Origin of the sequence: Actinopolymorpha sp. B17G11 (assembly GCF_040196095.1) — a bacterium.
Lineage (GTDB): Bacteria > Actinomycetota > Actinomycetes > Propionibacteriales > Actinopolymorphaceae > Thermasporomyces.
The window spans coordinates 73819-86395 of sequence record NZ_JBEFTW010000011.1 but is presented as its reverse complement, the minus strand read 5'-3'; the positions used below and the strand labels follow the sequence as shown (position 1 = coordinate 86395).

Genomic DNA, 12577 nt, shown 5'->3' with positions numbered 1-12577 from the left:
TCCGGCCAGCAGGCTTCTAGTCCCGAGCGATACTCGCCTCCTGCTTCGCAGCGGAACGCTTCGTACGCCGACCGTTACGTGCAAGCGCCGGCTGACCGTGGCGAACCCGCGCCCACATCCAGAGCATCGGTCCGACGACCACCACGACGCCAAGCGTGATCCCCAACGGAACGTCGGGGACACCGAGCATCTTCATGCCGGAGGCGAACAACACCAGAGCGAGCGCCCGGCGGATGATCCCTGACGGTGCGCGGGACGACGCGTGTGCGCCGACGACCACTCCCGGGATGGCGCCCAGGAGCAAGGATCCCGCCACCTCGAGCCGGAAGTCGCCGAACAACAGGTGGCCGACCGCTGCCGCGGCGACGAGGGGCACAGCCTGAACAAGGTCGGTGCCGACCAACTGACCCAGCTTCATGGCTGGATAGAGGAGCAGCAGGGCGATGATCATGAGCGATCCGGATCCGACCGACGTCATCCCGACGACCAGGCCGCCGATGATGCCGACGAGCAGCGTCGGCACCGGCCGGATCACGATGTCGGCCGCGCCGGACGCCGTGCCAGAAGCGGCGCCCGAAACCGTGCCAGAAGCCTCGCCGGACCGCGCCCGCTCCTTCCGGGAGCGCGAGACGAGGGTGAGATAGGCCTTCGAGATCAGCCCGGCGGCGGCCAGCAACAACGCCACCCCCAGCGCCTTCTTGACGACGCCTTCGATGTCGGCCGACGAACCCAGCGCCCGCAGGATGAGGACACCGGAGAACGCCGCAGGGATGGACCCGGCGCACAGCCACGCCACGAGTTTCAACGAGACAGTCCCACGCCGCAGGTGGACGAAGCCACCGAACGGTTTCATGAGCGCCGAGGCGACCAGGTCGCTGGACACGGCAGCCAGGGGCTGTACCCCGAAGAAGATGACGAGCACGGGAGTCATCAGCGCCCCGCCACCCATACCTGTCAGGCCGACGACGAACCCGATCACGAGTCCGGCGGCGGTCAGACCGAAATCCATGGTCCAGGAACTCCTCGCGGTCGACGTCGGAACCAGCCTGCCCCCGCCAGGTGGACGTTCCCCGCGACACCACCCGGGGCCTACTGCCCCTCAGACCCGGAAGACACCCTCTCATATCGGCCCGGTCGGCATTCAACCTTCGCCTCCACCGACGAACGCCTGGCCGGCCACCGTCCGACCGAACCCTCACGCCCCGTCGGGCCCACCATGGTCGGCTCCATCGAGCGCGGGTACCACGGTCTCCCACAGGAACTCCATGCTCCGGCGTACGTCCGCTTCCGGACCCTCCTCCCGCTCCCCGAGGGGGGCGGACAGCGCGGTGTCCTGCTCCAGCACGTACCACCCGGTGAAGCCGGCCCGCTCCAGTCCGACCACCACGCCCGCGATGTCAAGATCCCCTTGCCCGAGGGGCGCGAACAGGCCGCTGCGTACGCCATCGAGGAAACTCACCGCACCCTCGGCGACTGCCTTGGCGGTGCCCAGTCGGACGTCCTTCAGGTGAACGTGCGTGATCCGCCCCGCCGCGCTCGCGACCAACTCCATCGGGTCCATCCCTCCGATGGCCAGGTGGCCGGTGTCGAGACAGATGCCCACGTCGCTGTCACGGAGCAGCCGGATGACCGCATCGCGGGACTCGATCGCCGTACCCACGTGGGGATGCAGGCAGGTACGCAGGCCCAGAGCGGACGCCTCCGCCCGCACCCGGTCAAGGTTGTGCAGCAGACGTGCCCACTCGGCGTCGTCAAGGCTCACCTTGCGGTCATAACCGGTCGGGCCGGCGTCAGCGGCGAGGACGGCCACGTCGGCACCGGCCTCGGCGAGCGTACGCATCGCCGCGACGGTCGGGGCGAGGTCCACCTCGGCGGCGAAGTGGAGGGCCACCGGAACGAAGCCGCCGACCAACCCGAGCCCGCGGGTCGCGAGCGTCCTGCGCACCGACGCCGGATCGGGCCCGAGGTAGCCGGTGGGGCCCAACTCGGTCGCCGCCAGACCCAGGGCGGCCATCTGCGCCAGCACCTCCGACGGCGGAAGCTCCACACCCCAGCCGGGTGCCTCACAGACACCCCACGAGATCGGCGCACCGGCGACTCGACCCGTCAGCGGACCATGGTCCATTACCTGTCAACTCCTTGTTGCGTGTGCCGGCGAAGCGAGCCGAATCCCTTGCTGGGCTCCTCCTCGCCTACGTCGACGGGAAGTGCAGCGTGGCGTCCACGACCTGTTCGATGTGGGGCCACCGGGCGGTGACGGCCTTTGCCCTGGTGTAGAAGCCCACACCCTCGGACCCGTGGACATGACGGTCTCCGAACAGCGAGTCCTTCCAGCCGCCGAAGCTGTAGAACGCCATGGGGACAGGGATCGGCACGTTGATGCCAATCATTCCGACGGTCACGCTGCGCTGGAAGGTGCGCGCCGCCTCACCGCTGCCGGTGAAGACAGCGGTGCCGTTGCCGTAGGGACTGGCGTTGACGAGCCCGATCGCGTCGTCGAGCGTGTCGGCGCGCAGGACGACGAGCAGGGGCCCGAACACCTCGTCCTGGTAGACCTTCATCGCCGGATCCACCCGATCGAGCAGGCACGGCCCGACGAAGAACCCGTCCTCGTGGCCGGCGACACGCAGGCCGCGGCCGTCGAGGACGACCGTAGCGCCTTCCTCTGTGCCGTTCTCGACGTACGCGGCGACCCGCTCCTGCGCCTGCCTGGTCACCACCGGACCCATCTCGGCGGCGTCGTCGACGCCTGGCCCGACCTGGATCGCGGCCGCGCGTTCGCGGAGCTTGTCGACCAGCACGTCACCGGCTTCGCCCACGGCCACGACGGCCGAGATCGCCATGCAGCGTTGGCCCGCCGAGCCGTACGCCGCGGCGGTGATGTGGTCGGCGGCGAAGTCGAGGTCGGCGTCCGGCAGCACGACCGCGTGGTTCTTCGCGCCACCGAGAGCTTGGACACGTTTGCCCGCGCGAGAGGCCCGCTCATGGACGTACCTCGCGATCGGGGTCGACCCGACGAACGACACGGCCGAGATCCCCGGATGGTCCAGGACCGCGTCGACGGCTTCCTTGTCGCCGTGGACGACGTTGAAGACGCCGTCGGGCAGGCCGGCACGTTGCCACAGCTCGGCCACCAACGTGGACGCGGACGGGTCACGCTCGGAGGGCTTGAGGACGAAGGTGTTGCCGCACGCGATCGCGATCGGGTGCATCCACATCGGCACCATGACCGGGAAGTTGAACGGCGTGATCCCGGCCACCGCGCCGAGTGGCTGGCGGAAGGAGTACGCATCCACACCGGTCGAGACCTGGTCGGAGAACTCGCCCTTGAGCAGGTGCGGAATCCCACAGGCGAACTCCACCACCTCGAGGCCGCGCTGGACCTCGCCCTTCGCGTCGGAGACGACCTTGCCATGTTCGGCGGTGACGATGCGGGCCAGGTCGTCGACGTGGGCGTTGACGAGTTCGCGGAACGCGAAGAGGATCTTCGCCCGCCGTGTGAGCGGGACGTCCTGCCATGCCGTGAACGCCTTGGTCGCCGTGGCGACCGCGAGGTCGACGTCGGCGGCAGAGCCCAGCACGACGTCGGCCTGCCGCGCGCCGGTGGCGGGGTTCCACACCGGTCCACGCCGCGAGGACCCACCCGGCGTCGACGCGCCACCGATCCAGTGCTCAACGGTTCTCGGCTCGACAACCCTTGCCTCGTTGGTGGTCGACATCTCATACCCCTTGCTTCACAGGTACTCCGCCTACAAGTAGTGCCGCTGGCTCGGCTTGTTGGTGTCGTAGTCCTCACGCGCCTTGCGGGTGGACTCGAGCGCCGACACCTCGGCCACCGGCACGTCCCACCACGCGTCGGAGGACGGCGCGCCGGCGAGCGGGTCGGTCTCGACGTGGACGAGGGTCGTACGCCTGGCCTCACGCGCCTTCGTCAACGCCGTCCGCAACTCTTCGATCGTGCCGGCGCGAAGCACATCCGCACCCAGGCTCGCCGCGTTGGCGGCGAGGTCGACCGGCAGCACGTCGCCGTCGAGCGCGCCCGTCTCCGGATTGCGGTAGCGGTAGCTCGTGCCGAACCGTTGCGCGCCGACGCTCTCCGACAGCGAACCGATCGACGCGAAGCCCTGGTTCTGCACGAGGACGATGATGAGCTTGACGCCTTCTGAGACGGCCGTGACGATCTCCTGGGCGAGCATGAGGTAGGAGCCGTCGCCGACGAGGACGATGACGTCGCGGGTCGGGTCGGCCATCTTGACCCCGAGCCCGGCGGCGATCTCGTAACCCATGCAGGAGAATCCGTACTCCACGTGGTACTGCTTCGGGTCCCGCGTCCGGAACAGCTTGTGCAGCTCGCCGGGCATGCTGCCCGCCGCGTTGATGACGACGCCCCGCTCCCCCGCCGCCTCGTTGACCGCACCGATCACCTCGGTCTGCGCGGGCAACGGGGCGTGTTCGGCGCCGTAAGCAGTGTCAACCACTCCTTGCCAGGCGTCCGAGAGCTCCCGCGTACGTTGGCGATACGTCGCGTCGACCTGCCATCCGGCCAGAAGTTCCGACAGCGCCTCGAGGGCGGTACGGGCGTCGGCGACCAGGCCAGTCGCCGCGTGTTTGGCCGCGTCGAACGCCGCCACGTTGACATTGACGAATCGCACGTCCTCGTTGGCGAAGAGGCTCCTCGACGCGGTGGTGAAGTCGCTGTAGCGGGTGCCGATCCCGATCACCACGTCCGCCTCGGCCGCGACGGCGTTGGCGGCCGTCGTGCCCGTCGCGCCGATCGCACCGACACTGCACGGGTGGTCCCAGGACAGGGAGCCCTTGCCCGCCTGGGTTTCCCCCACGGGGACGCCCGTCGCCTCGGCGAAGGCCGCCAGCGCCTGCGTGGCGCCCGAGTAGATCACCCCGCCCCCGGCGACGATCAGCGGTCGCCGCGCCGAGCGGATCAGCGCCACCGCCCGGTCGAGCGCCGCCGGCTCCGGTACCGGTCGTGCCACATGCCAGATCCGTTTGGCGAGGAACTCCTCCGGCCAGTCGTACGCCTCCGCCTGCACGTCCTGCGGCAACGCCAGCGTCACCGCACCCGTTTCAGCTGGGTCGGTGAGCACCCGCATCGCCGCCAGCGCCGCCGGGACCAGCTGCTCGGCACGGTTGATCCGGTCCCAGTATTTCGAGACCGGGCGCAGGCAGTCGTTGACGGACACGTCGTAGGATCGCGAGTCTTCCAGCTCCTGCAGCACCGGGTTGGCCACCCGGGTCGCGAAGATGTCGCCCGGCAGCAGCAGGACGGGGATCCGGTTGATGGTCGCCAGTGCCGCGCCGGTGACCAGGTTCGTCGCGCCCGGACCGATCGACGTCGTACACGCGAACGTCTGCAGCCGGTCCTTCATCCGCGCGTAGCCGACGGACGTGTGGACCATCGCCTGCTCGTTGCGGGACTGGAAGTATGGAAGCTCGGCCGGATCCCGCTGAGCTGACTCGACCAGTGCCTGGCCGAAGCCCGCGACGTTGCCGTGGCCGAAGATGCCGAAGCAGCCGGCGATGAGGCGTTGCTCGACACCGTCGCGTTCGGTCCACTGCTGGGCGAGGAACCTCGCCAGCGCCTGCCCGACCGTGAGCCTGACTGTGCCCATGGACGCTCACCCTCTCGCTGTGGTCATCGGCGATCTGTGGTCATCGGCGATCTGTGGTCAAAGGCAACCTGGGATCGACCGGCTGGTCGTTCCAGGTCGTCCGGATCCAGGCGTACTCCGGGTCGTCACAGATCAGCCAGTCGCGTTCCTCGCCCGGCCCGGCCATGACGTTGAGGTAGTACATGTCGTAGCCGGGCATCGCCATCGACGGTCCGTGCCAGCCGTGCGGGATTGTCACGACGTCACCGCTGCGTACCTCGGCGAGCACGTCGATCGGCCGGTCATGCGTACCGTAGACCCGCTGGAATCCCTTGCCCGGTTGGCCGTCCGGGCCGTTCGCGACCTCGAAGTAGTAGATCTCCTCCAGCGGACACTCCTGCCCCGGCCGGTCCTCGTCGTGCTTGTGCGGAGGGTAGGACGACCAGTTGCCGCCAGGCGTCAGGACCTCGACCGCGATGAGCTGGTCGGCCTCGAAGACACCTGCGGCGCAGAAGTTGTGCACCTCGCGGCTGCACTGCCCGGCGCCGCGCAGCTCCACTGGAACGTCCTTCGCCGCCCCGTGGCGCGCTGTCAACCGTGTCTTGCATCGCGCCGACGGCAACGCCACCGTGGCACCCCGCGGCGCCTCGATGGTCACGTCGGCGTCCCGCGGCACGTAGGCGAAGTCACTCACGCCGGCGAAGACATCCGGACGCCCGTCCAGCTCGAACGTCTCGCCGTCGCACCGCACCACCACACCCTCGCCGGCCAGCGGGAGGACGACCATCTCCTCGTCGCCGGTCGAAAGCGACTGCGTCCCCCCGGGAGGCAGCTCCAGCACCCGCAGACCGCTGTAGGTCCAGCCAGCACGTTGCGGCGTCAACGCCAACGTCCATGGAGCTTCCGCGAGTGATCCGGCGGGCAGGTGGTGGTTCACGCGTCCTCCTTGCCGGGCAACAGGCTCACCGCGGTGTCGACCGCGGCCGCGACGTCACCGTCGGGCGGATAGAGCAACGACCGGCCCACGACGAGCCCGCGGACGGTCGGAAGTGCCAGGGCCTTCTCCCAGCGGGCGTACGACTCGTCCGGATCTCCCTGGACCTCGCCACCGAGCAGCACGATCGGCAGGGTGGTCGCGGCGGCGACGCGTTCCATGCCGCCCGGCTCGGCCACGACGGGCAGCTTGAGCCAGGTGTAGGCGCTCGTCGTCCCCAGGCCCGCGGCGATCACCGCCGACTGGACGACCGCGTCCGCCGTCAGGTCATTGACCAGCCGGCCGTCGACCCGTCGCGCCATGAATGGCTCGACGAGTGCCATCAGACCGCGCCCGGCAAGGGCACTGACGGCCTGTGCGCACCGGTGCAGCGCCGCCGCCGACGCGCCGTCGGCCGAGTCGATCCGGAGCAGCATCTTGCCGGCATCGAGGCGTGCTCTGGCGATCCCCTCCGGGTCGTACGCCGTGAACCGGTCGTCGATCTCGAACGCCGTCCCCGGCAGGCCGGCCCGGTTCATCGAACCGATGACGACCTTGTTCTCCAGCGCACCGAGCAGCAGCAGGTCCTCCACGACGTCAGGGGCTGCCAGCACGCCGTCGACCCCGGGCCGGGTGAGTGCGACCAGCAACCGGGCAAGGAGGTCCGGCCGGTCGGCCATCGCCATCGACCGGTCGCCCGCCCGCAACGCCCCGCGCGCCGGATGGTCGGCCGCGATGACCATGAGCCGGCCCGAACGCCCGACCAGCGGCCGGCGGGCACGTGCCGTGTAGGCGGCGGCCACCGCGCCAGGCTCACACATCCGGAGGGAGACCAGCTCGCTCACCTCGACCCGCGACGTGTCAGCCATCGGCGCCCGCCGGCCCCTGCATCACGCCCGGAGCGTCCGCAAGGAGCTGCCAGACCGCGGCCTCGTCCGGCATCGCGTCGGCGCACGCCAACCGCGCCGCGACATAGGCACCTGCGGCGTTGGCGAACCGGATCACCTTCTCGAGCTCCCAGCCGGCGAGCAGACCGTGGCACAGTGCTCCGCCGAACGCGTCACCGGCGCCCAGACCGTTGACAACCTCGACGGGGACCGGCGGGACGACCACCTCGTCCGTCCGCGTCCGCGCGAGCACGCCTTTCGGCCCCTGCTTGACGATCGCGAGCTCCACGCCCCTGTCAAGGAGGGCTTGCGCCGCCTTGTCCGGGTCTCGCGTACCGACCGCGATCTCGCACTCGTCGAGGTTGCCGACCGCCACCGTGGCGTGCTCGACCGCACCGCCGATCACCGCACGTGCCTCGTCGGTGTGCCAGAACATCGGGCGGTAGTCGAGGTCGAGCACGGTGTGGGCCCGGTGCTTTCGGTCACGCAGTGCCGCGAGCGTCGTCGACCGGCTGGGCTCCTCCGACAGACCGGTGCCCGTCACCCAGAAGATCCGGGCGGCCGCGATGGCCTCCCGGTCGAGCTCGCCCGGGTGGATCTCCAGGTCGGGCGCCTTGGGATAGCGGTAGAAATACAACGGAAAGTGGTCAGGTGGGAAGATCTCGCAGAACACCACCGGCGTCGGCAGCCCCTCGACCGCCGAGACGTACGCATCGTCCACGCCGAACCCACGCAGCGCCCGGTGGATGTAGTCGCCGAAGGGATCCGCGCCCGTACGGGTGATCACCGCGCTGCGGCGACCGTGCCGGGCCGCCGCCACCGCGACATTAGTGGCGCTGCCGCCGAGGAACTTCCCGAACGTCGTGACGTCCTGGAGTGCAACGCCGATGTCGTTGGGATAGAGGTCCACGCTGACCCGACCCATCGTGATCAGGTCATAGCTCTCGCCCGCGGTCATGGGACCTCCTTCGTCGCCCGCATGACCAGGGTGCCGTGTTGACTCATGACCTCACCTCGTCCGGTCACTGGGGCGGCACCTCCTGGGCGATCTCCTCGACGCGTACCGACCTACCTTCCCTCCTGGAACGCTCGCACGCGTGCGCGACACACAAGGCCGCGAGCGCGTCCTCACCACGACACGGCGACTCGATCCGGCCGGCGGCGACGTCGACGAACGCCCGCAGCTCGGCGACATAGGCCTCGGAGAAGCGCTCGGCGAAGTTCGCGTACGCCGGACCGCCGGGCCACGTCACACCGGGCTCGGCCGACCACGCCGGCAACCGCTCGTCCAGGCCGGCGATGACGGTCCGCTGCGAGCCGTGCAGCTCCAGGCGTACGTCGTAGCCCGAGCCGTTGTAACGCGACGCCGCCAGCGCGACCAGGGTGCCGTCGTCGAGCGTCAGGAGCGCGTTGGCAGTGTCGACATCGCCCGCCTCGGCGAAGAAGTCCGCACCCCGGTTGGCACCGGTCGCCATCACCTCGACGACCTCGTGTCCGGTTACCCAGCGCACTGCGTCGATGTCGTGGACACTGCAGTCGGCGAAGATCCCTCCGGAGGCAGGGATGTACGACGAGTGCGGCGGCGCGGGGTCGAGCGTGCACGCCCAGACCGCATGCAGCCGACCGAGCTCGCCGGCGGCCAGAGCCTCCCGCGCGGCCGCGTAGCCCGCGTCGAACCGCCGCTGGAACCCCATCTGGAGCGGGATTCCCGCGGCCGCCACCGTGGCCAACGTCTCATGGGTGCCCGCGAGGTCCGACGCCAGTGGCTTCTCGCAGAACGCCGGCACCCCGGCCGCGGCGGCCAGGTGGACGAGCTCGGCATGCGCCTGCGTCGCGGCGGCGATCACCACGCCGTCGGGCCGGCTCGCGAAGAGCTCCGCAACGCTGCCGGCGGCAGCGATGCCCAGCTTCTCGGCGGTCTCGTGCGCGCGGGCCACGTCGGCGTCGGCCAGGAACACCGACTCCACGATCTCGAGGTCGTGAAGGGTCTGGGCATGCAGGGATCCGATCCGGCCCACCCCGATCAACCCGATTCGCATCCAGCCTCCCGCCTCGGGTGCCTGCCGTCGTCGTGTGCGAGGAATTCTCCTCGCCCGACGGACATCCCGGCCGAGTTTTCTCCAGCAATACTGACCTGTCAACAGTTTGTAAGGACATTCTGACGTTAGGCTGTCCGCAGCTGCATGCGGCACACTGGTGCTGGTCCGGACGTTGATCCGGCTGACCATGCCGTACGCCGGACGAGGGAGGAGCCGGGCGTGACCCCACTCGCCGTGACGGTCGACCGGCGCAGCCCGGTGCCGCTCTACTTCCAGGTCGCCCAGCAGATCGAGCAGTCGATCGTCGCCGGCACGCTCGCCCCCGGTGCCCGGCTACCCAACGAGATCGTCCTCGCCGATCAGCTCTCGCTCTCCCGCCCGACCATGCGCCAGGCCATCCGCCACCTCGTCGACAAGGGGCTGCTGGTCCGCAAACGCGGCGTGGGCACGCAGGTGGTGCAGTCGCAGGTACGCCGATCGATCGAGCTGTCCAGCCTCCACGACGACCTCGCCCGGGCCGGTCAGGAACCCTCCACGACCGTGCGGGACCTGCGCGTCGTCGCGGCACCTGAGAAGGTCGCGAGCGCCCTCGGTCTGGCGGCCGGATCTTCCGTGCTGCGGATCCGGCGCCTGCGCTGCGCCCGGGGCGAACCACTCGCGCTGATGACCAACTACCTGCCCGAGGACCTGGTGAAGATCACGGCGGCCACCCTGGAAGAGCGCGGGTTGTACGAAGTCCTGCGTACGGCCGGCGTCCAGCTCCGCGTCGCCCGGCAGACGATCGGCGCCCGTCCCGCCACCGCCACCCAGGCGAAGGACCTCCGCGAGCCCAAGGGTGCGGCCCTGCTCACCATGACCAGGACGGCGTACGACGACGTGGGCCGCGCGGTGGAGTTCGGCTCGCATCTCTACCGCGCCTCGCGCTATTCGTTCGAGCTCACCCTCATCGAGCGCTGACCCAAGCGCGCGCGGTGAACGGGAAACCCGCTACAGGTCGGAGAGGCGGTCGACGCGGGCGCGGAGGCGTTCGTGGGCCGGTCGGCGGGTGCGGCGGCGGCGGAACAACCGGATGTTCTCCCGGGCCAGGTCAGCCGCACCGACCATCCCGGCGTCGTTGCCCAGAGCGGCCCGCAGGATCTGCGCCTCCGGACGGAAACCACGCCCGGTCAGCGTCCGACGGAACGTGTCCCGCGCCGGACCGAGGAACAACTCGCCTGCCTGCGACACTCCCCCGCCGACGACGAACGTGCCCGGGTCGAAGGCAGCCGCGATGTTGGCCAGACCGACTCCCAGCCAGCGGCCGACCTCCTCGAACAGCTCCACCGCCACCGGGTCGCCGTCCTTGGCCGCCTCGGTGATCGACGGCCCGGTGATCCGGCCTGGATCACCACCCACCCGGTCCAGCAGGTTCTGCGCCACCGGCGACCCGGACGCCGCCAGCTCACGCGCCTCGCGCACGAGGGAGTTGCCACTGGCGTACTGCTCCCAGCAGCCGCGGTTGCCGCACTCGCACCGATGACCACCGGGGACGACGGTCATGTGGCCGAACTCCCCCGCGACGCCGTACTTCCCGCGCAGCATCACGCCATCGGTGATCACGGCGCCGCCGATCCCGGTGCCGAGCGTCACACAGACCAGGTGGCTCTCGCCCTGGCCGGCCCCGAAGCGCCATTCCGCCCACGCGGCGGCGTTGGCGTCGTTCTCGATGACCACCGGCAGCCGGATCCGTCGGCGGACGGCATCTCGCAGCGGCTCGTGCCGCCAGGCGAGGTGGGGTGAGAACAGCACGGACGAGCCGGTGACGTCGATCCAGCCAGCTGCACCGATGCCGACGGCGGTCACCTCGTGCCTGTCGCGGAGCTCGGCCACGACGGTCGCGATGGTGTCCTCGGTCGCTCTCGGGCTGGTCGAGGGCGTGTCTCGACGAAGACGTTCGAGGACGTTCCCCTCAGGATCGACCACCCCCGCGGCGACCTTCGTACCCCCGATGTCGACCCCGATCGTGAGCGCGTGGATGAACGCCATCAGCGCCGCCGCGCCAGGTCGGCGGCACCGATGATGCCCGCTTCGTTGCCGAGCGTCGCCAGCCGGATCTCGAGGACGGGACGATGGCCCCGCGCGGTGAGCTGGCGTCCGAACGACTGGCGCGCGGGTTCCAGCAGCAGGTCACCGGCCTCGGAGACGCCACCGCCCACCACGACGGCCGCCGGGTCGAGCACCGCGGCCAGGGAAGCGATCCCTTCGCCGAGCCAGCGGCCGAGGTCCTCGAGAAGCTCACGGGCCGCCACATCGCCCTCGGCCGCGGCAGTGCTCACCATCGGTCCCTCGATCCGGTCCGCCTGACCGTCGGCAAGCTCGAGGAGGCGGGCGGCCTGCGGTGGGCTCGAACGGGCGAACTCGCGTGCCTCCCGCACCAGAGCACTGCCGCTTGCGTACTGCTCCCAGCAGCCCTTGTTGCCGCAACCGCAGAGGTACCCGCCGGGGACGACCCGAAGGTGGCCGACCTCGCCACCGACGCCGAAGGCGCCCCGGTAGAGCTCACCGGACAGGACCAACCCGCCGCCGAGCCCGGTGCCGATCGTCAACAGGATCATGTCGTCGACGTCGCGGCCCGCGCCGAACTGGAACTCCGCCCAGGCCGCCGCGTTGGCATCGTTCTCCACCACGACCGGAAGCGACGTGCGCTTCTCGACCGCCTCCTTGAGCGGCTCGTCGCGCAGCGCGAGGTTGGGGGCGAACAGGACCGTCGAGCGGCTCGCGTCGACGAAGCCGGCCGCGCCGACCCCGATCGCCTCGGCGTCGTGGTCCGCCCGGAGCTCGGCAACAACGTCCACGATCGCGGCGACGATCTCCTGCGGGCTCGTTGCCGGGGTCTCCTTCCGGGCCTCGGCGACAATGGCGCCAGCCTCGTCGACCAGGCCGGCAGCGATCTTGGTGCCACCCACGTCGACACCGATGGTCAGCCGCGACTCACCCACGACGCCCTGCCCTTCTCACGCGTCAATGTCCCGAACCGACCGTCTCGGCGGCATCCGGGATTCGGGCTTCCACCTGCTGACCAACCGGTCGGCC

11 protein-coding genes are annotated in these 12577 nt (G+C 70.2%); 1 reads left to right on the top strand and 10 read right to left on the bottom strand.

Translation table 11 applies throughout. The features are described 5' to 3' along the window. Positions 1-16: 16 nt before the first annotated feature. The 8 genes from ABN028_RS14050 to ABN028_RS14015 all read right to left on the bottom strand — a co-directional run bounded on the left by ABN028_RS14050 (position 17) and on the right by ABN028_RS14015 (position 9505). Positions 17-1009, bottom strand: a complete 993-nt coding sequence (locus tag ABN028_RS14050) for a sulfite exporter TauE/SafE family protein (RefSeq protein WP_349327896.1) — start codon at positions 1007-1009, stop codon at positions 17-19. A gap of 186 nt (positions 1010-1195) precedes the next feature. After that, positions 1196-2125, bottom strand: coding sequence for a TIM barrel protein (locus ABN028_RS14045; RefSeq protein WP_349696892.1), 930 nt, complete (start codon positions 2123-2125; stop codon positions 1196-1198). A gap of 67 nt (positions 2126-2192) precedes the next feature. Further along, entirely contained in the window at positions 2193-3719 is a 1527-nt protein-coding gene (locus ABN028_RS14040) for a CoA-acylating methylmalonate-semialdehyde dehydrogenase (protein WP_349696891.1), read from the bottom strand. 30 nt (positions 3720-3749) lie between these two features. Continuing rightward, positions 3750-5627, bottom strand: a complete 1878-nt coding sequence (gene iolD, locus ABN028_RS14035) for a 3D-(3,5/4)-trihydroxycyclohexane-1,2-dione acylhydrolase (decyclizing) (RefSeq protein WP_349696890.1) — start codon at positions 5625-5627, stop codon at positions 3750-3752. 40 nt (positions 5628-5667) lie between these two features. Beyond that, positions 5668-6543, bottom strand: a complete 876-nt coding sequence (gene iolB / locus ABN028_RS14030; RefSeq protein ID WP_349696889.1) for a 5-deoxy-glucuronate isomerase — start codon at positions 6541-6543, stop codon at positions 5668-5670. Continuing rightward, positions 6540-7448 carry a Cgl0159 family (beta/alpha)8-fold protein gene (locus tag ABN028_RS14025; protein ID WP_349696888.1) on the bottom strand — a complete coding sequence of 303 codons (909 nt, stop codon included), beginning with the start codon at positions 7446-7448 and terminating at the stop codon, positions 6540-6542. Before ABN028_RS14025 ends, iolB begins: the two co-directional genes overlap by 4 nt. Beyond that, entirely contained in the window at positions 7441-8424 is a 984-nt protein-coding gene (iolC, locus tag ABN028_RS14020) for a 5-dehydro-2-deoxygluconokinase (protein WP_349327890.1), read from the bottom strand. The genes ABN028_RS14025 and iolC overlap by 8 nt, the downstream gene beginning before the upstream one ends. A gap of 64 nt (positions 8425-8488) precedes the next feature. Then, positions 8489-9505, bottom strand: coding sequence for a Gfo/Idh/MocA family protein (locus ABN028_RS14015; RefSeq protein ID WP_349327889.1), 1017 nt, complete (start codon positions 9503-9505; stop codon positions 8489-8491). 219 nt (positions 9506-9724) lie between these two features. Here ABN028_RS14015 and ABN028_RS14010 point away from each other — a divergent pair, with 219 nt between their 5' ends. Beyond that, positions 9725-10462 (top strand): GntR family transcriptional regulator, encoded by a 738-nt coding sequence (locus tag ABN028_RS14010; RefSeq protein WP_349689301.1) that lies wholly within the window; start codon positions 9725-9727, stop codon positions 10460-10462. 30 nt (positions 10463-10492) lie between these two features. On the opposite strand, the gene ABN028_RS14005 is transcribed toward ABN028_RS14010, so the two are convergent. Beyond that, positions 10493-11530: an ROK family glucokinase gene (locus ABN028_RS14005; protein ID WP_349327887.1), complete on the bottom strand. Its 1038-nt coding sequence runs from the start codon at positions 11528-11530 to the stop codon at positions 10493-10495. Further along, on the bottom strand, positions 11530-12483 hold the full coding sequence (locus ABN028_RS14000) for an ROK family glucokinase (RefSeq protein ID WP_349327886.1): 954 nt from the start codon (positions 12481-12483) through the stop codon (positions 11530-11532). The genes ABN028_RS14005 and ABN028_RS14000 overlap by 1 nt, the downstream gene beginning before the upstream one ends. Positions 12484-12577: the final 94 nt, after the last annotated feature.